Raw genomic sequence first — 23,972 nt, 5'->3', positions numbered from 1 at the left:
TTTTAACCAAAAAACCTCTGGGAGCGAGCCTTTGTGAGCGCCGGGCTTGCTCTCTGGTTCAGTGGTTTTTTTGGGTGAAGGCCGACGCCGCAATGCCCCACTGGCCCAGCCAATAACTGATGATGATCAGGTAAGGCGCGGCATGAAAGGGCGCCACGAACCGGTTTATGCCAATGACGCTGTCGGAAAACACAAACGCCAGAGCCCCGGCAGCGGCCAGCCAGGCCGAGCGCTCGGGGACTGCAGTGCCCAATCGCGCCAGCGCACGCCAGAGCATGGCGCTGATGGCCAGGCCGTAGACAATCACCGGGACGAGCAAAGGCCCCAGACCGCTCGATATCAGAATCCCCAGCAGCGTTGCGCCAAGCCCGAATGCCAAAGCCAGCGATAGCAACGCCGGACGGCGACAGTCGCTGAGGTAGGCTTTCAGATAGGCCAGGTGCGCCAGCAGAAACGCGCCAAGGCCGAACACGAACAGATCCCCGGGCCAAGCCAGCAGCACATCGCCCACCAGCGAGAAAATCAGGCCCAGGCTGATCCAGCGTCGATATTCGCTGGGTGGCGCATCGTGCAGCCAGCCGAGCAGGGCCAGCACCGGCATCGGCTTGACCAGCAGGCACAGCAGGGTGGCATGCACAGTGAGCCCGTACACATAGGTGGCCGCGCCCATCAATGCAAGGATCAGCCAACCCATGGTCAATTCACCGAAATGGCGCAGTCGAAGGTTTCCACCGGCGGCACTTCAGGTGCCCAGGGCTGTTGATAAGTCAGGCGCAAGCGACCGGTTCCGGCAGCAAATGCCTGGAAACGCCAGGTTGATACCCCGGCCGCGCCGACGATGCCGGCGTCTTCCGGGTTGCGGTAAACCTCAGGCCCCAAGGCCTTCAGCACGCCGCCAGCCGAATCCTGGACCGCCCAGCGATAACCGGTGCTGGGGTTGCTGGGCAAATTCAGGATCAGGTTCTGGCCGTTAGTGAGCTGCACCGGGCACTGGGTCAGTTTTTCCACGATCACGTTGTGTTTCGGTTGCGTGGCGCAGGCACTCAGCAGGGCGAGGCTGAAAGGGATGAGCAGGCGGGTGAGGGACATAAGGGCTCCGGCATTCACGACGAACGGCGAGCATAACCGAAGATGCTACTGGGTGTGTCAGCGGGGCATGTGTTGGATCTCATGGCCTTATCGCGAGCAGGCTCGCTCCCACAAGGATTTGGTGTGGATCACACATGTTGTGAACAACACAAAGCCACTGTGGGAGCGAGCCTGCTCGCGATGAGGCCCGCACAAGCGCTACAGGACTATCAGAACAACACCTTGGCCACATCGGCAAACCGCTTGGCGAAGTGCACGGTGACGCCTTCCTTGAGGTAGTCCGGCAGTTCTTCGAAGTTGCCCCGGTTGGCTTCCGGCAGAATCAACTCATTGATTTTCTGCCGTCGCGCCGCGATCACTTTCTCGCGCACCCCACCAATGGGCAGCACGTGCCCGGTGAGGGTCAGTTCGCCGGTCATGGCCACGCCTTTTTTCGGCGCCTGGTTGCGAGCCAGGGACAGCAAGGCGCTGGCCATGGTCACCCCGGCACTCGGACCGTCCTTGGGGGTGGCGCCTTCCGGTACGTGCAAGTGAACGAAGGCTTCGTCGAAGAACTTCGGATCGCCGCCAAACTGCTTCAAGTGCGAGCTGACGTAGCTGTGGGCGATTTCCGCTGATTCTTTCATCACCTCCCCCAGTTGCCCGGTGAGCTTGAAGCCGCGATTGAGCGTGTGGATGCGCGTCGCTTCGATCGGTAGCGTCGCGCCGCCCATGCTGGTCCAGGCCAGGCCGGTAATCACACCGATGCCGGACAGCACTTGCTCGTTGCGGAACACCGGCTTGCCCAGCGATGCCTCAAGGTCCTTGGGCCCAAGCTTGATCACGGCGTTCGGGTCATCGATCAGTTTCATCACCGCCTTGCGCACCAGCTTGCCCAGCTGTTTCTCCAGCTGCCGCACCCCGGCCTCACGGGCATAACCGTCGATCAGGGCCTTGAGGGCGCTGTCGGTGATATTCAGGTTGCCTTTGGACACGCCGGCCTTGGCCAGTTGTTTGGGCCACAAATGGCGCTTGGCGATAGCGACCTTCTCTTCGGTGATATAGCCCGACAGGCGAATCACTTCCATCCGGTCCAGCAGCGGGCCAGGGATCGAGTCCAGGGTGTTGGCGGTGCACACGAAGAGCACTTTCGACAGGTCCAGGCGCAGGTCCAGGTAGTGATCGAGGAATTCGACGTTCTGCTCCGGGTCGAGGGTTTCCAGCAGGGCCGAGGCCGGATCGCCCTGGTAGCTCTGGCCCATCTTGTCGATCTCGTCGAGCATGATCACCGGGTTCATCACTTCGACATCTTTAAGCGCCTGCACCAGCTTGCCCGGCTGAGCACCGATGTAGGTACGCCGATGGCCCTTGATTTCGGCTTCATCGCGCATGCCGCCGACGCTGAAACGGTAGAACGGCCGACCCAGGGTTTCGGCGATGGACTTGCCGACGCTGGTCTTGCCCACCCCCGGCGGCCCCACCAGCAGCACGATGGAACCGCTGATTTCGCCTTTATAGGCACCCACGGCGAGAAACTCGAGGATGCGGTCCTTGATGTCGCCCAGTCCGGCATGGTGCTGGTCGAGCACCTTGCGCGCGTGCTTGAGGTCGAGCTTGTCCTGGCCATACACGCCCCACGGCACCGACGTCGCCCAATCGAGGTAATTGCGGGTGACCGCGTATTCCGGCGAGCCGGTTTCCAGGATCGAGAGCTTGTTCATTTCCTCTTCGATGCGCTTTTGCGCCTGGGCCGGCAAGTCCTTGCCCTCCAGCCGTTGCTCGAATTGTTCGATATCGGCGCTGCGATCGTCCTTGGTCAGCCCCAGCTCCTGCTGGATGACCTTCAACTGCTCCTTGAGGAAGAATTCGCGCTGATGCTCGCCAATCTTGTTGTTGACCTCGGCAGAAATCTCCTTCTGCAGCCGCGCGACTTCAACTTCCTTGCGCAGCATCGGCAGCACTTTTTCCATGCGCTTGAGCATGGGGACGCAATCGAGCACTTCCTGCAACTCACTGCCGGTGGCCGAGGTGAGTGCGGCGGCAAAGTCAGTCAGGGGCGACGGGTCGTTGGGGCTGAAGCGGTTGAGGTAATTCTTCAGCTCTTCGCTGTACAGCGGATTGAGTGGAAGCAGCTCCTTGATCGCATTGATCAACGCCATGCCATAGGCCTTGACCTCGTCGGTCGGCTCGCTTGGCTGGTGCGGGTATTCGACTTCCACCAGGTACGGTGGGCGATGGTGCTTGAGCCAGGTGCGGATGCGCACGCGGGTCAGACCCTGGGCAACGAACTGCAGTTTGCCGCCTTCGCGACTGGCGTGGTGCACCTTGACCAGCGTGCCATACAGCGGCAGCGCTGAGGTGTCGAAGTGGCGCGGATCTTCCTGGGGCGTGTCCATGAAAAACAGCGCCAGGGAATGGTGTTCGGATTTGGCGACCAATTCCAGGGTTTCAGCCCAAGGTTCCTCATTGACAATGACTGGCAGCACTTGGGCCGGGAAGAACGGGCGATTGTGGATTGGAATGATGTAGACCTTGTCCGGCAGGTTTTGGCCGGGCAGGGCCAGGCCGGTGCCGGAGGAGGTGTGTTCGATGTGTTCGGAGTCGGCGTATTCGTTCGTGGCTTCAGTAGAGTGCTGGTCGCTCATGGGGCACCTGCGCAATGGAGTATGGGTCTTAGATGGGGCAGGTGAGGGGTGGTTTCAATGGTGGGCGATTGTTAGCTGTTATTTCATTGCAAGGCATTCAGCCTTGTGACAGGTTCGGTGCGGGCCTGTCGCCGGGCCCGCACCGAGGGTTCAGGCGACCCTGTTCAAATCGTTATGGCGCGTCTCTTTCAGGCACAGTACCGCGATCACGCTGAGCACCGCGGCCCCCGAGACATAACCACCGACGTAGCTCAAACCGCCCATTGCCACCAGTTTCTGGGCAAAGAACGGGGCGGCCGAAGCGCCGACGATGCCGCCCAGGTTGTAGGCGGCCGAGGCGCCGGTATAGCGCACATGGGTGGGAAACAGTTCTGGTAGCAAGGCGCCCATGGGGGCGAAGGTCACGCCCATCAGAAACAGCTCGATGCACAGGAACAGCGCCACGCCCAAGGTTGTGCCCTGGGTCAGCAAGGGCTCCATGAGGAAACCCGAGGCAATTGCCAGTACGCCCCCGATAAGCAATATCGGTTTGCGGCCGTAGCGGTCGCTGGCCCAGGCCGACAGCGGCGTCGCGGCGGCCATGAACAGCACCGCAAAGCACAGCAGGCCGAGGAAGGTTTCGCGGCTGTAGCCGAGGGTGGACACACCGTAGCTCAGGGAAAACACGGTCGAGATGTAGAACAGCGCATAACACACCACCATCGCCGCGGCACCCAGCAACGTCGGCGCCCAGTACTGGCTGAACAGCTCGACCAGCGGAACTTTCACCCGTTCCTGGCGGGCCATGGCATCGGCGAAGACGGGTGTTTCATGAAGCTTGAGGCGCACATAGAGGCCGACGATCACCAGCACCGCACTGAGCAGGAACGGGATGCGCCAGCCCCAGGAACGGAACTGCTCGTCGTCCAGGGTCATGGCCAGGGTCAGGAACAATCCGTTGGCCGCCAGAAAGCCGATCGAGGGCCCCAGTTGGGGAAACATACCGAACCAAGCGCGTTTGCCCTTGGGCGCGTTCTCGGTGGCAAGCAACGCTGCGCCACCCCATTCACCGCCCAGGCCCAACCCCTGGCCAAAACGCAGCACGCACAACAGGATCGGCGCCCAGGCGCCAATACTGGCGTAACCGGGCAGTACGCCGATCAGCGTGGTACACACACCCATCAGCAGCAGGGACGCCACCAGCGTGGACTTGCGCCCGATCCGGTCGCCGAAGTGGCCGAACAGCGCCGAACCCAGCGGGCGAGCGAGGAATGCGATGCCGAACGTCAGGAAGGACGAGAGCATTTGTGCCGTGCCTGAGGTTTGCGGGAAGAACACCGGCCCGATCACCAGGGCCGCAGCCGTGGCGTAGACGTAGAAGTCATAGAACTCGATGGCCGTGCCGATGAAGCTTGCGGTCGCCACGCGGGTGGCGGAGTTCGTCGGCGGGGCAGACACAGCTTCGTTGCAAGTGGTCGTTGTCATGCGGTTATCCCTGACAGTCATGTGCTCCGTTGGAGCTAATTATTATGGTCGAACTCCCTCGGCTCGCTGGCGCGCGCTGGATAAGCGGGTTGAGTATAGGAAGGGGGCTAACGATTCAACAAGAGAGCCCGTACACAATAGTGGCGCTTGCGCACAACCCTGTGGCGAGGGCTTAGGACGCCAGCGGCACCGAACTGTTGTGCCACACCAGCACCTGGCTGACGCGGTTATCCACGGTTTCGATGATTTCCAGCCGATAGCGGCCGATCTTCAGGCAGACCGGGCTTTCGGGAATGGTCTCCAGTGCTTCGGTCACCAGGCCGTTGAGGGTCTTGGGGCCTTCGCAAGGCAGGTGCCAGCCCAGGGTCCTGTTCAGTTCGCGGATCGAGGCGGCGCCATCGATCATGAGGCGTCCATCAGGCTGGGGATGGACGTGGGGGTTGTCGAGGCTGTGCTCGCTTTCGAACTCCCCGACGATTTCTTCAAGGATGTCTTCCAGGGTGACAATGCCCAGCACTTCGCCATATTCGTCCACCACCATGCCCAGGCGCCGTTGCTGCTTGTGGAAATTCAGCAATTGCAACTGCAGTGGCGTGCTCTCGGGAACGAAGTAGGGTTCGTGGCAGGCAGCCAGCAACGCTTCCTGGGTCAGGCTCGCATCCTTGAGCAGGTGGCGGATCTGGCGGGTGTTGAGCACCGCTTCGACCTGGTTGATGTCGCTGTGAAACACCGGCAGGCGAGTACGGCGGTTCAGGCGCAACTGTTCAATGATGTCGCCGATGGGGTCGTCGAGGTTAATGCCATCGACCTCACTGCGGGGCACGAGAATATCGTTGACGGTAATGTTGTCCAGGGCATGGATGCCGGAAACCGGATGCGGCCGACCGCTGTTGTGTTCGGGTTCGTGATCGTTGCGCGCGGGTGTGGGCATTTCATCGTCGTTTTGCTGTACCACGCTTGCCTGGCGGGCAAACGGACGCAGCAGCAATTGACTGATGCCATTCAACAGCCAGGCAAATGGATAAAGAATCTTCAAGGGTACGCCAAGCAAGGCGTTGCCCAATGCCAGCACCGCATCGGGATGGCGGGTGGCCAGGGTGCGCGGCAGGTAATCGGCAAAGACCAGCAAGGCCGCACTGGTACCGAGCCACGCTACCAAGGGGCCGTGTTGCAGCCAGGTAAAAATCGCCAGCAGTGTTCCGATCACCACCGCGAGGGCGCGGCAGAGGGTATTGCACAGAATCAGACTGTCCCGGGGGAAACTCAGCTTCGCCAGCGGTTTGTCACCGGCGCGCGAAGCTTTGCGTTGGGCCAGCAAATGTTGCTGGGCGGCTTCGATGGCCGTGAACAGGGCGGACCAGAGGATCAGCACGACCAGTACAGCGAACAGCGGGCCCACGGGCAACATATCCATCAGAGGCGTCCGTCAGACATGCAGAATGTATTCACGAACCAGCTTGCTGCCGAAGTACGCCAGCATCAGCAGGCAGAAACCGGCCAGGGTCCAGCGAATGGCTTTATGGCCGCGCCAGCCCAGACGATTTCGGCCCCACAGCAGTACGCTGAACACCACCCACGCCAGGCACGCCAGCAGGGTTTTGTGCACCAGGTGCTGGGCGAACAGGTTTTCGACGAACAGCCAGCCAGAGATCAGCGACAGCGACAGCAGTGTCCAGCCGGCCCAGAGGAAGCCGAACAGCAGGCTTTCCATGGTCTGCAAGGGCGGGAAGTTGCGGATCAGCCCGGAGGGGTGCTTGTGCTTGAGCTGGTGATCCTGCACCAGCAGCAGCAAGGCCTGGAACACCGCGATGGTGAACAGGCCGTAAGCGAGGATCGAGAGCAGGATGTGGGCCAGGATGCCCGGTTCTTCATCGATGATCTGTACCGTGCCCGACGGCGCGAATTGCGCCAGCAGCACCGTGGCCAGGCCCAGCGGGAAAAGCAGCACCAGCAGGTTTTCCACCGGGATGCGTGAACAGGCCAGCAGCGTCAGGGCGATCACGGCCACGGCAATGAGGCTGGCGGCGTTGAAGAAGTCCAGGCCCAGGCCAATGGGCGTCATCAGGTGGGTATAAAGGCTGGCCGCGTGGCCGAGCACCGCCAGCACGCCAAGCATGACCAGCAGGCGTTTGTTCGCCTTGGCGCCGGTGGCCAGGCGGGAGCCTTGATAGAGGGTCGCAGCGGCATAAAGACAAGCGGCGGCGAGGGAGGCAAGCAAACTGGGTGACAAGGGGAGCATAAATCCTGTTAGGCAGGCCCGAAAGGCGCTGAGTTTGGCATAGAATCCCCATCGCACGAAAGACCAGCGCAACTGACGGCGAGGTGTGCGCCGGGCGCAGTCTTCGCTATAATCCGCGACCTGCCCACGCCGCAGGCTCGCCGAGCACATTTTTTACGGTCTGGGCCGCCATTATCCCGGTCTTATCTGGGCCTGAAAGGATCGCGCATGTTTGAAAACCTAACCGACCGTCTCTCGCAGACGCTGCGCCATGTCACCGGCAAGGCGAAGCTGACCGAGGACAATATCAAAGACACCCTGCGCGAAGTGCGCATGGCGTTGCTCGAAGCCGACGTCGCCCTGCCGGTGGTCAAGGACTTCGTCAATTCGGTCAAGGAACGCGCCGTCGGCGCCGAGGTGTCGCGCAGCCTGACGCCGGGCCAGGCGTTCGTGAAGATCGTCCAGGCCGAACTCGAAAGCCTGATGGGCGCCGCCAACGAAGACCTGAACCTGAGCGCCGTGCCGCCAGCGGTGGTGCTGATGGCCGGCCTGCAGGGCGCGGGCAAGACCACCACGGCCGGCAAGCTGGCGCGCTTCCTTAAAGAGCGCAAGAAGAAGTCGGTGATGGTGGTGTCCGCGGACATCTATCGCCCGGCGGCGATCAAACAGCTCGAAACCCTGGCCAACGACATCGGCGTGACGTTCTTCCCGTCCGACCTGAGCCAGAAGCCGGTGGACATCGCCCAGGCGGCTATTAAAGAAGCAAAACTGAAATTCATCGACGTGGTCATCGTCGATACCGCCGGTCGCCTGCACATCGACGAAGAGATGATGGGCGAGATCAAGGCGTTGCATGCCGCGATCAACCCGGTGGAAACCCTGTTCGTGGTCGATGCCATGACCGGCCAGGACGCGGCCAACACCGCCAAGGCGTTCGGTGATGCGCTGCCGCTGACCGGCGTGATCCTGACCAAGGTCGACGGTGATGCCCGTGGCGGTGCCGCGCTGTCGGTCCGTGCCATCACTGGCAAGCCGATCAAGTTCATCGGTATGGGCGAGAAGAGCGAAGCGCTCGAGCCGTTCCATCCCGAGCGTATTGCCTCGCGGATCCTCGGCATGGGCGACGTGCTCAGCCTAATCGAGCAGGCCGAGCAGACCCTCGACAAGGACAAGGCCGACAAACTGGCCAAGAAGCTGAAGAAGGGCAAGGGCTTCGACCTCGAAGACTTCCGCGATCAGCTGCAACAAATGAAGAACATGGGCGGCCTCGGCGGCCTCATGGATAAACTGCCGAGCATCGGGGGCGTGAACCTGGCGCAGATGGGCAATGCCCAGGGCGCGGCTGAAAAGCAGTTCAAGCAGATGGAAGCCATCATCAACTCCATGACCCCGGCCGAGCGCCGCGACCCTGAGCTGATCAGCGGTTCGCGCAAACGCCGCATCGCTATGGGGTCCGGTACCCAGGTGCAGGACATCGGTCGCTTGATCAAGCAGCACAAGCAGATGCAGAAGATGATGAAGAAATTCTCCGCCAAGGGCGGGATGGCCAAGATGATGCGCGGCATGGGCGGTATGTTGCCCGGCGGCGGCATGCCGAAAATGTAAAGAATCTGCGCCGGCTGTCATGCCGGCGTTGCCCCGCACGGATGCGGGGATCTCCAGCAAACCCGTGCTGCACGGGAGCTGACCTGCCGTTTTTCATGACGGCTCTATGGCAAATCTTGATCGCATGGCGCCAGGCGCCGGAAAAAGACATTTGCAAAAGTCCGGATATTCCTTAGAATATGCGGCCTTTCGGGCACCTATGCCCGCTGTGCATTTAGATTTGCAGCACCGACTACAGGAACGATGTTCACATGCTAACAATCCGTCTTGCCCTTGGCGGCTCCAAAAAGCGCCCGTTTTACCACCTGACCGTAACCGACAGCCGCAACCCGCGTGACGGTTCCCACAAGGAGCAGGTTGGTTTCTTCAACCCTGTTGCCCGTGGTCAGGAAGTTCGTCTGTCCGTGAACCAAGAGCGCGTAGCCTACTGGCTGAGCGTTGGTGCACAACCTTCTGAGCGTGTTGCTCAGTTGTTGAAGGAATCGGCTAAGGCTGCGGCCTGAGCAATATGAACGCGACGCCAAAAGATGCTGATGATTTGATCGTTGTCGGCAAAATCTATTCTGTTCATGGCGTTCGCGGCGAAGTGAAGGTGTATTCCTTTACTGATCCGATCAAAAACCTGTTGGACTACAAAACCTGGACGCTCAAGCGCGAAGGTAGCGTGAAACAGGTTGAGCTGGTCAGCGGACGTGGGAACGACAAGTTCCTGGTCGCAAAGCTCAAGGATCTCGATGATCGTGAAGAAGCGCGTCTTCTGGCCGGTTTTGAGATCTGCGTGCCACGCAACCTGTTCCCTGAACTGACCGACGGCGAGTACTACTGGTACCAGCTGGTGGGTCTGAAGGTCATCGACCACCTCGGGCAATTGCTCGGGAAAATCGATCACCTGCTCGAGACCGGTTCGAACGATGTCATGGTGGTCAAGCCTTGCGTCGGCAGCCTGGATGATCGCGAACGCCTGTTGCCCTATACCGAGCAATGCGTGTTGGCCGTCGACCTTGCAGCAGGCGAGATGAAGGTGGAATGGGATGCGGATTTCTAAACGTGGCTAATTTGCGCGTTGAAGTCATCACGTTGTTTCCCGAGATGTTTTCCGCCATCAGCGAGTACGGCATAACCAGCCGCGCGGTGAAACAGGAGCTGTTGCAGCTTACCTGTTGGAATCCGCGGGACTACACCACGGATCGGCATCACACTGTGGACGATCGCCCGTTTGGCGGTGGTCCGGGCATGGTGATGAAGATCAAGCCCCTGGAAGACGCTCTGGTTCAGGCCAGAACCGCAGCCGGGGAGGGCGCGAAGGTGATTTACCTGTCGCCCCAAGGCCGTCAGCTGACTCAGTCGGCGGTACGCGAGCTGGCAAATTCGGATGCATTGATCCTGATTGCCGGCCGTTATGAAGGCATTGACGAGCGTTTTATTGAAGCTCATGTCGATGAAGAGTGGTCGATTGGCGACTATGTACTGTCTGGCGGCGAGCTGCCGGCGATGGTCCTGATCGATGCGGTTACACGACTGCTGCCTGGAGCTTTAGGGCATGCAGATTCCGCCGAGGAAGATTCCTTTACGGATGGTCTGCTGGATTGCCCGCACTACACCCGACCGGAGGTGTATGCGGATCAGCGTGTTCCCGACGTGTTGCTAAGTGGCAACCACGCGCACATCCGGCGTTGGCGTTTACAGCAGTCCCTTGGTCGGACCTATGAACGACGCGCCGATCTTCTGGAAAGCCGCTCGCTTTCTGGAGAAGAGAAGAAGCTGCTCGAGGAATATATCCGCGAGCGGGACGATAGTTCACAACGTATCGATGGTAAGTCCGACGACTTGCCTTAGGAGCACAGCATGACTAACAAAATCATTCTTGCACTCGAAGCAGAGCAGATGACCAAAGAAATCCCTACCTTTGCCCCGGGCGACACCATTGTCGTTCAGGTGAAAGTGAAGGAAGGCGACCGTTCGCGTCTGCAAGCGTTCGAAGGCGTTGTTATCGCCAAGCGTAACCGCGGCGTAAACAGTGCATTCACCGTTCGTAAAATCTCCAACGGTGTTGGCGTAGAGCGTACTTTCCAGACCTACAGCCCGCAAATCGACAGCATGGCTGTCAAGCGTCGCGGTGACGTACGTAAAGCCAAGCTGTACTACCTGCGTGACCTGTCCGGTAAAGCAGCTCGCATCAAGGAAAAACTGGCTTAAGTCCAGCTTCCGATGCAAAAAAAGCAGCCTGCGGGCTGCTTTTTTGTTGCCTGCGATTTGGTCTTTGAGCACCCTGCATCTCATCATTTCCATTTCGATGCCGCGTACGCACGCATCCCTCATGAGTTTTTATGCCAGCCATTGATCACCCGCTGATAGACCAGTTTCTCGACGCCCTGTGGCTGGAGAAGGGGCTGTCCGACAACACCCGCGATGCCTATCGCAGCGACTTGGCGCTGTTCAATGGCTGGTTGCAGGAACAAGGCCTGGAGCTGGCCAATGCCGGGCGAGAGTTGATCCTCGATCACCTGGCGTGGCGTCTGGAGCAGAACTACAAGCCGCGCTCGACCGCACGTTTTCTCTCGGGTTTGCGTGGGTTTTATCGTTATTTACTGCGGGAAAAGCTGATTGCGGTGGATCCGACCTTGCGCGTGGAGATGCCGCAGCTGGGGCGACCGTTACCCAAGTCCCTGTCTGAAGCTGATGTAGAGGCGCTGCTGGCGGCGCCGGATCTCAGCGAGGCCATCGGTCAGCGCGACCGGGCCATGCTGGAGGTTTTGTACGCGTGCGGCCTGCGGGTCACCGAGCTGATCAGTCTCACGCTGGAGCAGGTCAACCTGCGTCAAGGCGTGCTGCGGGTGATGGGCAAAGGCAGCAAGGAGCGTCTGGTGCCGATGGGCGAAGAGGCAATCGTCTGGGTCGAGCGCTACATGCGCGATGCGCGTCATGAACTGCTGGGCGGGCGTCCCAGTGACGTGCTGTTTCCCAGCCTGCGCGGCGAGCAGATGACTCGCCAGACCTTCTGGCACCGCATCAAGCACCAGGCCAAGGTGGCTGGGATCGGCAAGTCACTGTCCCCACACACCTTGCGCCATGCCTTCGCCACGCACCTGCTCAACCACGGCGCCGACTTGCGTGTGGTGCAGATGCTGCTGGGCCACAGCGACCTGTCCACCACTCAGATCTACACCCACGTCGCTCGGGCGCGGTTGCAGGATCTGCACGCCAAGCATCACCCCCGAGGCTGAATGAAGATCCCTGGATTGATGAGTACCCGATAGCCCATGTGGGAGCGAGCCTGCTCGCGATGACGGTGGCGCATTCAAAATCAATGCAAGCTCACCCACCGCTATCGCGAGCAGGCTCGCTCCCACAGGGAGTTGTGGTGAGCGCCAGATAGGTGAACCCACGCCAGCACACAGAAAAAAGGCATCCATATGCCTTGTATCACCGGCATTCGGCCATGCGGGCCTTATGTGGTAGGCTTTGCCGGTTTGCACAGTGGGCGGTTGGAACCCGAATCTGCCGGTCGGCGTTCCCCGTCCCATTTGTCCGTCTCAGGAGCTCCCATGCGTTTGATCCAGATGTTCACCGCCGCCGCCATTGCGTTGGCCAGTACTGTTGCCATCGCCGACGACGCGGCCGACAAGGCTATCCGCAAGAGCCTGGAAAACCTTCAGATGGAGGTGCCGATCGAAACCATCACCGCCAGCCCCATGTCCGGCCTGTATGAAGTCAAGCTCCAGGGCAGCCGCGTGCTCTACGCCAGCGCCGACGGTCAGTACATCGTCCAGGGCAACCTGTTCGAGCTCAAGGGTGGCAAGCCGGTCAACCTCACCGAGAAGACCGAGCGCCAGGGCATTTCCAAGCTGATCAACGGCATTCCTGTTGCCGAAACCGTGGTTTACCCGGCGGTCGGCGAAACCAAGTCCCACATCACCGTTTTCACCGACACCACCTGCCCGTATTGCCACAAGCTGCACGCCGAAGTGCCGGAGCTGAACAAGCGCGGCATCGAAGTGCGCTATGTGGCGTTTCCGCGCCAGGGCCTGGGTTCACCGGGTGATGAGCAGTTGCAGGCGGTCTGGTGCTCCAAGGACAAAAAAGCGGCCATGGACAAGATGGTCGATGGCAAGGAAATCAAGGCCGCCAAGTGCGAAAACCCGGTTTCCAAGCAGTTCGCCCTCGGTCAGTCCATCGGTGTGAACGGTACGCCGGCCATCGTTTTGGCGGACGGCCAGGTGATTCCGGGCTACCAGCCGGCGCCACAAGTCGCCAAACTGGCCCTTGGTGCCAAATGATCATGGGCAGTGCGTTTATGAAGATCACGGCTCGGCGAAAACCTTCGTCGGGCCGTTAAACACAAAGTCGCGTTGCTGCGCGGCTGTATTTCACGGCCGACCTTGCGTCGGCCGTTTCATGGGGAGTCAAGAGTGAATCCGGTCAAAGTAGGCATCTGTGGGTTAGGTACCGTCGGTGGCGGCACCTTCAACGTACTTCAGCGCAACGCCGAGGAAATTGCTCGTCGTGCCGGGCGTGGAATCGAAGTGGCACAAATTGCCATGCGCACGCCAAAGCCTCAGTTCCAGACGACCGGTATTGCGATTACCAACGATGTCTTCGAAGTGGCCACGAACCCTGAGATCGACATCGTCATAGAGCTGATGGGCGGCTATACCGTTGCCCGCGAGCTGGTACTCAAGGCCATCGAGAATGGCAAGCATGTGGTCACCGCGAACAAGGCGCTTATCGCTGTTCACGGTAATGAGATTTTCGCCAAGGCGCGGGAAAAGGGCGTGATCGTTGCGTTCGAAGCCGCCGTGGCCGGTGGCATTCCGGTGATCAAGGCGATCCGTGAAGGCCTTTCGGCCAACCGCATCAACTGGGTCGCCGGGATCATCAACGGCACCGGGAACTTCATTCTCACCGAGATGCGCGAAAAGGGTCGCACCTTCGAAGACGTGCTCGCCGAGGCCCAGGCCCTGGGTTACGCAGAAGCCGATCCGACCTTTGACGTGGAAGGCATCGACGCGGCGCACAAGCTGACGATCCTGGCGTCCATCGCCTTTGGTATTCCGCTGCAATTCGACAAGGCCTACACCGAAGGCATCACCAAGCTGACCACTGCTGACGTGAACTACGCTGAAGCCTTGGGCTACCGCATCAAGCACCTGGGCGTAGCCCGTAGCACGGCCAGTGGCATTGAGCTGCGCGTGCACCCGACCTTGATCCCGGCCGATCGCCTGATCGCCAACGTCAACGGCGTGATGAACGCTGTGATGGTCAACGGCGACGCCGCGGGCTCCACGCTGTTCTACGGCGCTGGCGCCGGCATGGAACCGACCGCTTCCTCGGTGGTGGCCGACCTGGTGGATGTGGTGCGTGCGATGACCTCCGACCCGGAGAACCGTGTGCCGCACCTGGCTTTCCAGCCGGACTCGCTGTCGGATCATCCGATTCTTCCGATCGAAGCATGCGAAAGTGCCTACTACCTGCGTATCCAGGCCAAGGACCACCCAGGGGTACTGGCTCAGGTGGCGAGCATCCTTTCGGAGCGTGGTATCAACATCGAGTCGATCATGCAGAAGGAAGTCGAGGAGCACGATGGCCTGGTGCCGATGATCCTGCTGACCCACCGAGTGGTCGAGCAGCGCATCAACGACGCGATCACCGCGTTGGAGGCTCTCCAGGGCGTCGTCGGGCCGGTGGTCCGTATCCGCGTCGAGCATTTGAATTGAAGCAGCTACAAGCTCCAAGCTAAAAGCTGCAAGTTAAATCAATACAGCTGCAAGCCATGAGCTGCAAGCTACAAATAAAAGCCCGGCTGCTTTTAACTTGTAGCTTGCAGCTTGACGCTCGAAGCTCAAACCAAAGGTTTGCCCCCATGCGCTATATCAGCACCCGCGGCCAGGCACCGGCCCTGAATTTCGAAGATGTCCTGCTGGCCGGCCTGGCCACGGACGGCGGCCTCTATGTGCCGGAAAACCTGCCGCGTTTCACTCAGGAAGAGATCGCCTCCTGGGCCGGCTTGCCGTATCACGAGCTGGCCTTCCGGGTCATGCGCCCGTTTGTCACCGGCAGCATCCCGGACGCCGATTTCAAGAAAATCCTGGAAGAGACCTATGGCGTCTTTTCCCACAACGCCATCGCGCCGTTGCGTCAGCTCAACGGTAACGAATGGGTGATGGAGCTGTTCCACGGCCCGACCCTGGCTTTCAAGGACTTCGCCCTGCAATTGCTCGGTCGTCTGCTGGACTACGTGCTGCAAAAGCGTGGCGAGCGTGTCGTGATTGTCGGTGCCACTTCCGGCGATACCGGTTCGGCCGCCATCGAAGGCTGCAAGCATTGCGAGAACGTCGACATTTTCATCCTGCACCCGCACAACCGTGTCTCGGAAGTGCAGCGTCGGCAGATGACGACGATTTTCGGCGATAACATCCATAACATCGCCATCGAAGGCAACTTCGATGACTGCCAGGAAATGGTCAAGGCCAGTTTTGCCGACCAGAGCTTCCTCAAAGGTACGCGGCTGGTCGCAGTGAACTCGATCAACTGGGCGCGGATCATGGCTCAGATCGTTTATTACTTCCACGCGGCCCTGCAACTGGGCGGCCCGGCCCGTTCGGTATCGTTCTCGGTGCCTACGGGTAACTTCGGCGATATCTTTGCCGGTTATCTGGCGCGCAACATGGGGCTGCCGATCAACCAGTTGATCGTCGCCACCAACCGCAACGACATCCTGCACCGCTTCATGAGCGGCAACCAGTACGTCAAGGAAACCCTGCACGCTACGCTGTCGCCGTCCATGGACATCATGGTGTCGTCGAACTTCGAGCGCTTGCTGTTCGACCTGCACGGTCGCAATGGCGCGGCAATTGCCGGCCTGATGGACAGCTTCCGGCAGGGCGGTGGTTTCAGCGTCGAGCCTGAGCGCTGGACCGAAGCGCGCAAGCTGTTTGACTCCCTGGCGGTGGATGATGCGCAAACCTGCGAGACCATTGCCGAGGTGTTCGAGCAGAGCGGTGAATTGCTCGATCCACATACGGCCATCGGTGTGAGAGCCGCTCGTGAGTGCCGTCGCAGTCTGGACATTCCGATGGTGATCCTGGGCACTGCTCATCCGGTCAAGTTTCCGGAAGCGGTGGAGAAGGCTGGTGTAGGAAAAGCGCTCGAACTACCTGCACATCTTTCTGATTTGTTTGAGCGAGATGAGCGTTGCACCGTGTTGCCCAATGACTTGAAAGCCGTGCAGGCCTTTGTCAGTCAGCATGGCAACCGCGGCAAGCCTCTCTGAGCGCTGAAACCTGTCACATTTTGAAGCCCGTCTCCTGACGGGCTTTCTTGTTTCTGCATGCCAAACTGATCGGGTTTTCGCCCTTGGAGGGACGGGCGAGTAATCTCGAAGGATATGCAGATGTTGTTTTTTATCAGACGCAAACCAGCCCTGGGCTGGATGATGGGCCTGGTCCTGGTGTACTGGGCACTGGGGGTGGACGCCGCACAGTTGGCGGCCTACGAAACGCCACCGTTCGGCCCCGGCGAGCGGTTGGTGCTGGATCCGCAGGAATTGAAGTGGATCGAGCAAAACCCGCAGGTCATCGTGGCCTCGATGCAGTTTCCGTTGTACCTGTTCAAGAATGAGCATGGGCAGTGGAACGGCCTGAACAACGACATTCTCCAGCGTATTGCGCGCATGACAGGCCTTGAGTTTGTGCATCGGGAGTCGTTCTCCCCTGAACAATTGCTGGCGATGCTGGAAAACGCAGAGGCCGACATGACGACCACGCTGGCGATGAACGACGAACGCAGGGATTTTCTGAGCTTCAGCCACGCCTTTGGCGGTTCCGGCTGGGTATTCGTCGGGCGCGACGGCGAGTCCGTCCCCGATTCGCTGGAGCAGCTCAATGGCAAGATCCTGGCACTGCCGGCACGGCATGCATTGGAGGCGCAGATCCGGCGCGACTACCCGGCCATCGAGTTGCGCACGGTCAAGACTTACGGGGAAGCGAGGGCCTTGGTGGAGAGCCGGGAGGCCCACGCCACCATTGAAAACGAAACCGGGGTGCACCTTTATCCGGCGGGACAGTTGCGCGTAGGAAGAAGTCTGGAGGGCAAGTGGGAACCGGATTATCTGGCTGTACGTCAGGATCTGCTCCCATTGCTGAGTATTCTGAACAAGGCGCTGGAAGCTTTTCCGGCCGAAGAAATGCGGGCGCTGCGTTCCAAATGGATGGCCGGTATCGCCCCTGGCCAGGCGCCATCGGTCTGGTTGCGGCTTTCCCGCTGGGGTTATTGGTGTGTGACGGTGGTCGTGTTGTTCGCTCTGCTGTCCCTGCTCTGGAACCGCCGCCTGCAGACACAAATCGACCAGCGCCTCAAGGCCGAGGCTGTCCTCAATGATCAGTTGATGCTCCAGAGGGCCTTGATGGATGCCATCCCCGATCCGATCTTCATTCGTGACCTGGAAGGGCGCCTGATCATGTGCAACAAGAGTTACGAAGAGCAGTTCGCGACGCGCTTTGAAAAGTTGCGGGGGACCCGGCTGACGGATTCCGCGGTGTTCCCGCCGGCGACTGCCGAGCTGCTGCATGGAGAGGTCATGGAGCAACTGCGAACCGGCCAGTCCCGGTTCGTCGATCGTCAACTGATGTTCAGGAGTGGATTACGCAAAATCTATCATTGGTCGGTGCCTTTTTATGGGGCCGATGGGCAGTTGCGTGGTTTGCTGGGAGGCTGGATCGATGTCGGGCGCCGGTGGAACCGCGCTGAGCCATTGCTGGCTTGATGCAGGCTGCTCGTGAGGAAATTTCTTCAAGCGGTAGCTGTTGTTTGCCTGTCATATTGGACGCGCATGCTCGGTTCAACGGCTTCGAGGTGTACCGGCTCGGTATGCGAACGAACTTTCTGCTGCGGCCCACGGTCATTTACTGTGAATACGCAGTTGTTTTCGGACTATTGAAGGGTGAGCGAATGGAAAGTATCAGCCTATTGCTGGGTGAGGCTTTGAGCCCGTATCAGGTGACGCTGACTCCCTCTGGCGCCAGGGGCGAGTGTCTGGTAACGCTGAAGAATGCCTCCGGGGCCATCATGGTCGAACGCATGTTCAACCAAGCGCAATTGACCGACAGACGCCAACTGACGGACGTGGTCGATGGCCTGCACCGCGACGTGCTGATTGCCGAGGGCCGGCTTGAGCCCTGTGTGATCGCGGCGCTGCGTAATCTGGCACGTGACAAGGTGATGGCTCTCCCGAATTGAACACTATTTCGTGGGAACCTTCCTACGTCCTGATGAGTCAGACCCTTTACCAGCAAGATCAAGCATTGTGCTCCGGTGCTTGTCGCTTGTTGTACGGACCTGAATGGTCACGTTTAACCCCGAGTTGTCTCCCCACTTCTCGGGGTTTCTTTTTGCCCGGCGTTTAAGGTTTTAGCGTGCTCTGGCGCTGAGCGATGCCGAACCCTTGTGGGAGCGAGCCTGCTCGCGATTGCGGAGTGTCAGTCAATATCAAGTCGACTGAACCGACGCTATCGCGAGCAGGCTCGCTCCCACAGTTGATCTTCAGTGGCCACAGACTTTCGTTCACCGCATCAAATGGCGCCGTCGATGCGCAGTTGGGCGATCTGCTGTGCATCGTAGCCAAGCTCGCCTAGCACTTGGGCATTGTGCTCACCCAGCGCCGGCCCCACCCATTCAGAGCTGCCCGGTGTGTCGGAGAGTTTCGGGACGATGCCCGGCATCTTGAACGCCTTGCCGTCCGGCAGCTTGGCCTGGAGAAACATTTCCCGGGCCAGGAACTGCGGATCGCTGAACATATCTTCGGCACTGAAAATCCGACTGGCCGGCACTCCCGCCTGGTTCAAGTGCTCGATAACGGTATCGAGCGGGAGTGAATTGACCCAGCGATCAATGACCCCGTACAGCTCATCGCGGCGGCTGTCGCGCCCGTCATTGCTGGCCAGTTGCGGGTCATTGGCCAGATCCTCACGGCCGATGACCTGCATGAAGCGCTTGAAGATCGCGTCGCCGTTGGCGCCAATCTGCACGTGCTTGCCATCGGCACTGGTGTGGATCGACGACGGGGTGATGCCGGGCATGATGTTGCCGGTGCGCTCACGGATGAAACCGAACACATCGAACTCCGGCACCATGCTTTCCATCATGGCGAAAATCGCCTCGTACAGCGCCACATCCACCACTTGCCCGGTTCCGCCGTTGACCTCGCGATGACGCAGCGCCATCAGTGCGCCAATCACGCCCCAGAGGGCGGCAATCGAATCGCCGATGGATATGCCGGTGCGCACCGGTGGCCGGTCTTCGAACCCGGTGATGTAACGCAGGCCGCCCATGGACTCGCCCACTGCGCCAAACCCGGGTTGATCTTTCATCGGCCCGGTCTGACCGAAGCCCGAGAGCCGCACCATGACCAGCTTCGGGTTCAGCGCATGCAATACATCCCAGCCCAGGCCGAGCTTTTCCAACACGCCGGGGCGAAAGTTCTCGATCAGGATGTCGGCTTCGCCGATCAGCTTTTTCAGAATCGCCAGACCTTCGGGGTGCTTGAGGTTCAGGGTCAGGGATTTCTTGTTCCGCGCCTGGACGAACCACCACAAGGACGTGCCTTCATACAGCTTGCGCCATTTACGTAACGGGTCGCCGCCATCGGGCGATTCGACCTTGATCACCTCGGCACCGAATTCACCGCAGATCCGCGAGGCAAAAGGTCCGGCGATCAAGGTACCGAGTTCGATGACTTTGACGCCCGCAAGGGGTTTGGCAGTAAGCGACATGACGGATCCTGTAGAACAAAGGCAGAACGAAAGAGCGTTTTATCATAGGCCGGCGTCAGTCGCCGCAGGTTGATGGTCGGCAATTCGTGGAATGCCCGCCTCATCGGTTAGACTTGCCGCCTTTCCTCGTATCAAGAAGCCCGTTCATGGCCCAGCCGTCCACGACCTATAAGTTTGAACTGAACCTCACCGACCTCGACCGCAGTGTGTACGAGAACGTGAAGCAGACCATCGCCCGTCATCCTTCGGAAACCGAAGAACGCATGACCGTGCGCCTGTTGGCCTACGCTTTCTGGTACAACGAGCTGCTGGCATTTGGCCGAGGTCTGTCGGATGTCGATGAACCTGCGCTGTGGGAAAAAAGCCTGGATGACCGTGTGCTGCACTGGATCGAAGTGGGCCAACCCGACGCCGACCGCCTGACCTGGTGCTCTCGCCGCACCGAACGCACCAGCCTGCTGGCCTACGGCAGCCTGCGAGTCTGGGAAGGCAAGGTGATCCCGGCGGTAAAGAACCTCAAGAACGTCAACATCGCCGCCGTGCCCCAGGAAGTGCTGGAGACGCTCGCTAAGGACATGCCCCGCGTGATCAAGTGGGATGTGATGATCAGCGAGGGGACGATTTTCGTGACCGATGATCGCGGCCAGCATGAAGTCCAATTGCAATGGTTGCTGGGTGAGCGCGGCTGAGCCATTGACCCGGTATTGAGTGAGCCATTGTGGGAGCGGGCTTGCTCGCGAAGGCGGCAGATCAGTTTGCATTGATGTTGAATGTGCCGCCGCTTTCGCGAGCAAGCCCGCTCCCACCCAAGCTTTCCTTGCCATTACCTTCACGATTTCCAGAGAAAACTTTGTCACCCCATGCGCATAGAACCCCGCCAGCTACCCGACACCCTGCCATTCCTCGGTGACCTGCCGCCCCTGTTGACGCGCCTGTATGCGGCCCGTGGCGTGCAGTCCGAGGCTGAACTGGACAAGAGCCTGGCGCGCTTGATTCCTTATCAGCAACTCAAGGGTATCGACGCGGCCGTGGATCTGTTGGTGGTGGCGCTGGAGCAGCGCCAGCGCATCCTGATCGTCGGCGACTTCGATGCCGACGGGGCGACAGCCAGCACGGTGGGCATGTTGGGCCTGCGTTTGCTCGGTGCGGCCCATGTCGATTATCTGGTACCCAATCGCTTCGAGTATGGCTACGGACTGACCCCGGAAATTGTCGAGGTCGCCCTGACCCGTGAGCCGCAGTTGCTGATCACCGTGGACAACGGCATTTCCAGTGTCGAAGGTGTGGCAGCGGCGAAAGCGGCGGGGCTCAAGGTGCTGGTTACCGACCACCATTTGCCGGGCCTCGAACTGCCGGCGGCGGATGCCATCGTCAACCCGAACCAGCCGGGCTGTGAGTTCCCGAGCAAGGCATTGGCCGGTGTCGGTGTGATCTTTTATGTGCTGATGGCCTTGCGGGCGCGTCTGCGCAGCCTGGGCCGGTACGCCAGCAGCCCCCAGCCAAACATCGGCGAACTGCTGGATCTGGTGGCGCTGGGCAGCGTGGCGGATGTGGTGCCCCTGGACGCCAACAATCGGATCCTGGTGCATCAGGGCCTGGAGCGCATTCGTGCAGGGCGCGCCCGACCCGGCATCAAGGCGATCCTGGAAGTGGCCAGGCGCGATCATTCTCGTATCACTTCCACGGACCTCGGATTTATCCTCGGCCCGCGCCTGAACGCAGCCGGGCGTCTGGACGACATGAGCCTGGGCATCGAATGCCTGCTCACTGACGATCCGGCCTTGGCGCGGGAGATGGCGGCGCAACTGGACGGCATGAACCAGGATCGCAAATCCATCGAACAGGGCATGCAGCGTGAAGCGCTGGCCCAGCTCAAGGACTTGCCGGTGGAGTCCATGCCGTTCGGTCTATGTCTGTTCGATCCTCAGTGGCACCAGGGCGTTATCGGAATCCTCGCCTCGCGGATGAAGGAGCGGTATTTCCGCCCGACCATTGCTTTTGCCGATGCCGGAGACGGCCTGCTCAAGGGCTCGGGGCGCTCGGTGCCGGGTTTTCATATTCGTGATGCCCTGAGTGTGGTGGCGGCGCAACATCCAACGCTGATCAGCAAGTATGGCGGCCACGCCATGGCGGCGGGCCTGACGTTGGCGCAAGAGAATTTTCCACTGTTCGCCGAGGCGTTCGACGCTGAAGTGCGCCGCCAATTGCGCGAAGAAGACCTGACCGGGCGCCTGTTGTCGGACGGCACCCTGGCGGTGGAAGAGTTTCACCTGGAGCTGGCTCGGGCGCTGCGTCACGCCGGGCCCTGGGGCCAGCATTTCCCGGAGCCGATGTTTCACGGTGTGTTCCAGTTGGTCGAACAGCGCGTGGTGGGCGAACGGCACCTCAAGGTCGTCCTCAAAAGCGAATGCGGCTCGGTGAAACTCGACGGTATCGCCTTCGGCATCGACCGCGATATCTGGCCAAACCCCACCGTGCGCTGGGTGGAACTGGCCTACAAACTCGACCTCAACGAGTTTCGCGGCCAGGAAACGGTGCAGTTGATGATTGCCCATATCGAACCGCGGTAGACACGCCGCCATCTTGCGTTCGTACTCTGTGGCGAGGGAGCTTGCTCCCGCTGGACGCGCCAGCGTCCCCTTGCGATGTGATGGCTGCAATGCCGGGGCTGCTTCGCAGCCCAGCGGGAGCAAGCTCCCTCGCCACAGGGGTACACCATTGCGTCACACCGTGGATTTTTAAGTTCTGAACCCTCCCGCCTCCCAGGTTGTCGACTAGGCTCTAAGCACTGCTTGATAGCCCTTGTGACGTCTTGTCGGATTTCTTTGCCCGCGGGGGCGGGTGTTGCACCTTTTGTCACTCGTCGACTTTTCAAACAGAACCCTGGAGCCTGCCCACTGATTCGAGAGGTGCCCCATGAGTCTGCTGCTGGAACCCTATACCCTTCGCCAATTGACCCTGCCCAATCGTATCGCGGTGTCGCCGATGTGCCAGTACTCGAGCGCCGATGGCCTGGCCAATGACTGGCACCTGGTACACCTTGGCAGCCGCGCCGTGGGCGGTGCCGGCCTGGTGTTCACCGAAGCCACTGCCGTTACTGCCGACGGCCGCATTACTGATCAGGACCTGGGGTTGTGGAACGATGAACAGATCGGCCCCCTGCAACGCATCACCCGCTTCATCACCGCCCAAGGGGCCGTACCCGGCATTCAACTGGCCCACGCCGGACGCAAGGCCAGCACCTGGCGACCCTGGCTCGGCAAGCATGGCAGCGTAAAACCGGAAGAGGGCGGCTGGGTCCCGGTCGGCCCGTCGCCGATTGCCTTCGATCCGCAGCACACCCAGCCGATCCAACTGGACGAGGGACAGATCGCCGGTGTCATTCAGGCGTTCGTGGAGGCGGCCAAACGTAGCCTGACGGCCGGATTCAAAGTCGTGGAAGTCCATGCAGCCCACGGTTATCTGCTGCATCAATTCCTGTCTCCCTTGAGCAATCAGCGGCGCGATCAATACGGCGGCTCGTTCGAGAATCGCATCCGGCTGGTGCTGCAAGTGACCGAAGCGGTCCGGGCGGTATGGCCTGAGGAATTGCCGGTGTTCGTGCGCGTATCGGCCACCGACTGGGTCGAGGATGGCTGGAACCCGGATGAAACCGTGGAGCTGGCGCGGCGATTCAGGGCGCTGGGGGTGGACCTGATCGATGTGTCATCGGGCGGCACCGCTGTGAATGCGGAAATTCCCACCGGTCCGGGGTATCAGACGCGCTTTGCCGAACGGGTGCGCAAGGAGTCGGAAATCGCCACCGGCACTGTCGGCATGATTACCGAACCGGCCCAGGCCGAGCACATCTTGCGGACCTGCCAGGCCGACATCATTTTCCTGGCCCGCGAACTGTTGCGTGATCCGTACTGGGCGTTGCATGCCGATGATGACCTGGGGGGCCGTAAGGCCACGTGGCCGGCGCAGTATCAGAGAGCCACGCATCGGGACCAGCCGATTCATGAGTCGGATTTGCGCGATTAAGGGTTAGCTTGAAACAAAAAGCCCCGGTCGTTTTGGCCGGGGCTTTTGTTTATTGGGCTGGATGGTACGGCGTCTGTACTTGCCTCATCGCGAGCAGGCTCGCTCCCACAGTGGATTGGAGTTGTTCACAGAATTTGTGATCCACACCCCACCCTGTGGGAGCGAGCCTGCTCGCGATGGCGT

The 23,972-nt window shown here is 60.3% G+C and carries 21 protein-coding genes; 14 read left to right on the top strand and 7 right to left on the bottom strand.

Translation table 11 applies throughout. The annotated features are described in order from the left end of the window. Positions 1–58 precede the first annotated feature (58 nt). The 6 genes from MKS85_RS10075 to MKS85_RS10050 form a co-directional block, all read right to left on the bottom strand. Positions 59–694: a lysoplasmalogenase gene (locus MKS85_RS10075; protein ID WP_188251285.1), complete on the bottom strand. Its 636-nt coding sequence runs from the start codon at positions 692–694 to the stop codon at positions 59–61. 2 nt (positions 695–696) lie between these two features. Next, positions 697–1,089: a protease inhibitor I42 family protein gene (locus tag MKS85_RS10070; RefSeq protein WP_188251284.1), complete on the bottom strand. Its 393-nt coding sequence runs from the start codon at positions 1,087–1,089 to the stop codon at positions 697–699. A gap of 209 nt (positions 1,090–1,298) precedes the next feature. Next, complete coding sequence (gene lon, locus MKS85_RS10065) at positions 1,299–3,713, bottom strand: endopeptidase La (RefSeq protein ID WP_223194415.1); 2,415 nt, start codon at positions 3,711–3,713, stop codon at positions 1,299–1,301. A 150-nt stretch (positions 3,714–3,863) separates the two neighbouring features. Then, positions 3,864–5,177, bottom strand: coding sequence for an MFS transporter (locus tag MKS85_RS10060; protein WP_047227498.1), 1,314 nt, complete (start codon positions 5,175–5,177; stop codon positions 3,864–3,866). Between the two features lie 172 nt (positions 5,178–5,349). Continuing rightward, positions 5,350–6,591: an HlyC/CorC family transporter gene (locus tag MKS85_RS10055; protein WP_160891612.1), complete on the bottom strand. Its 1,242-nt coding sequence runs from the start codon at positions 6,589–6,591 to the stop codon at positions 5,350–5,352. 12 nt (positions 6,592–6,603) lie between these two features. Further along, positions 6,604–7,416 carry an inner membrane protein YpjD gene (locus MKS85_RS10050; protein ID WP_047227500.1) on the bottom strand — a complete coding sequence of 271 codons (813 nt, stop codon included), beginning with the start codon at positions 7,414–7,416 and terminating at the stop codon, positions 6,604–6,606. Positions 7,417–7,623: 207 nt separating this feature from the next. On the opposite strand from MKS85_RS10050, the gene ffh reads away from it, so the two are divergent. From ffh to MKS85_RS09995, 11 genes are all read left to right on the top strand, one after another. Then, on the top strand, positions 7,624–9,000 hold the full coding sequence (gene ffh, locus MKS85_RS10045) for a signal recognition particle protein (RefSeq protein WP_047227501.1): 1,377 nt from the start codon (positions 7,624–7,626) through the stop codon (positions 8,998–9,000). A gap of 251 nt (positions 9,001–9,251) precedes the next feature. Continuing rightward, positions 9,252–9,503 carry a 30S ribosomal protein S16 gene (gene rpsP / locus MKS85_RS10040; RefSeq protein ID WP_003198088.1) on the top strand — a complete coding sequence of 84 codons (252 nt, stop codon included), beginning with the start codon at positions 9,252–9,254 and terminating at the stop codon, positions 9,501–9,503. Between the two features lie 5 nt (positions 9,504–9,508). Next, complete coding sequence (gene rimM / locus MKS85_RS10035; RefSeq protein ID WP_047227502.1) at positions 9,509–10,045, top strand: ribosome maturation factor RimM; 537 nt, start codon at positions 9,509–9,511, stop codon at positions 10,043–10,045. After that, positions 10,027–10,836, top strand: coding sequence for a tRNA (guanosine(37)-N1)-methyltransferase TrmD (gene trmD, locus MKS85_RS10030; protein WP_171061421.1), 810 nt, complete (start codon positions 10,027–10,029; stop codon positions 10,834–10,836). The genes rimM and trmD overlap by 19 nt, the downstream gene beginning before the upstream one ends. A gap of 9 nt (positions 10,837–10,845) precedes the next feature. Further along, the gene (rplS, locus tag MKS85_RS10025) at positions 10,846–11,196 is read left to right on the top strand and encodes a 50S ribosomal protein L19 (RefSeq protein ID WP_003175895.1); all 351 of its coding nucleotides are present in this window, start codon (positions 10,846–10,848) and stop codon (positions 11,194–11,196) included. Between the two features lie 131 nt (positions 11,197–11,327). After that, a complete protein-coding gene (gene xerD, locus MKS85_RS10020; protein WP_047227504.1) occupies positions 11,328–12,224 on the top strand; it encodes a site-specific tyrosine recombinase XerD in 897 nt (298 codons plus the stop codon). A gap of 321 nt (positions 12,225–12,545) precedes the next feature. Continuing rightward, positions 12,546–13,277, top strand: a complete 732-nt coding sequence (gene dsbC / locus MKS85_RS10015; protein ID WP_092402674.1) for a bifunctional protein-disulfide isomerase/oxidoreductase DsbC — start codon at positions 12,546–12,548, stop codon at positions 13,275–13,277. Between the two features lie 132 nt (positions 13,278–13,409). Further along, positions 13,410–14,714: a homoserine dehydrogenase gene (locus tag MKS85_RS10010; protein ID WP_047227506.1), complete on the top strand. Its 1,305-nt coding sequence runs from the start codon at positions 13,410–13,412 to the stop codon at positions 14,712–14,714. Between the two features lie 146 nt (positions 14,715–14,860). Then, positions 14,861–16,270 (top strand): threonine synthase, encoded by a 1,410-nt coding sequence (gene thrC, locus MKS85_RS10005; protein ID WP_047227507.1) that lies wholly within the window; start codon positions 14,861–14,863, stop codon positions 16,268–16,270. 120 nt (positions 16,271–16,390) lie between these two features. After that, positions 16,391–17,761 (top strand): transporter substrate-binding domain-containing protein, encoded by a 1,371-nt coding sequence (locus tag MKS85_RS10000; protein ID WP_188251283.1) that lies wholly within the window; start codon positions 16,391–16,393, stop codon positions 17,759–17,761. 185 nt (positions 17,762–17,946) lie between these two features. After that, positions 17,947–18,234, top strand: coding sequence for a DUF3509 domain-containing protein (locus MKS85_RS09995; protein ID WP_047227509.1), 288 nt, complete (start codon positions 17,947–17,949; stop codon positions 18,232–18,234). Between the two features lie 332 nt (positions 18,235–18,566). Here MKS85_RS09995 and MKS85_RS09990 read toward each other — a convergent pair whose 3' ends face one another. Next, a complete protein-coding gene (locus MKS85_RS09990; RefSeq protein WP_188251282.1) occupies positions 18,567–19,766 on the bottom strand; it encodes a CaiB/BaiF CoA-transferase family protein in 1,200 nt (399 codons plus the stop codon). Between the two features lie 146 nt (positions 19,767–19,912). Here MKS85_RS09990 and MKS85_RS09985 point away from each other — a divergent pair, with 146 nt between their 5' ends. From MKS85_RS09985 to MKS85_RS09975, 3 genes are all read left to right on the top strand, one after another. After that, positions 19,913–20,455 carry a YaeQ family protein gene (locus MKS85_RS09985; RefSeq protein ID WP_047227511.1) on the top strand — a complete coding sequence of 181 codons (543 nt, stop codon included), beginning with the start codon at positions 19,913–19,915 and terminating at the stop codon, positions 20,453–20,455. Positions 20,456–20,626: 171 nt separating this feature from the next. Next, entirely contained in the window at positions 20,627–22,336 is a 1,710-nt protein-coding gene (recJ, locus tag MKS85_RS09980; protein WP_047227512.1) for a single-stranded-DNA-specific exonuclease RecJ, read from the top strand. 346 nt (positions 22,337–22,682) lie between these two features. After that, the gene (locus MKS85_RS09975; RefSeq protein ID WP_047227513.1) at positions 22,683–23,789 is read left to right on the top strand and encodes an NADH:flavin oxidoreductase/NADH oxidase; all 1,107 of its coding nucleotides are present in this window, start codon (positions 22,683–22,685) and stop codon (positions 23,787–23,789) included. The last annotated feature ends 183 nt before the right edge of the window (positions 23,790–23,972 follow it).

Source organism: Pseudomonas sp. JL2 (genome assembly GCF_031570495.1).
Classification (GTDB): domain Bacteria; phylum Pseudomonadota; class Gammaproteobacteria; order Pseudomonadales; family Pseudomonadaceae; genus Aquipseudomonas; species Aquipseudomonas rhizophila.
This window is presented reverse-complemented; position numbering and strand designations above follow the sequence as displayed.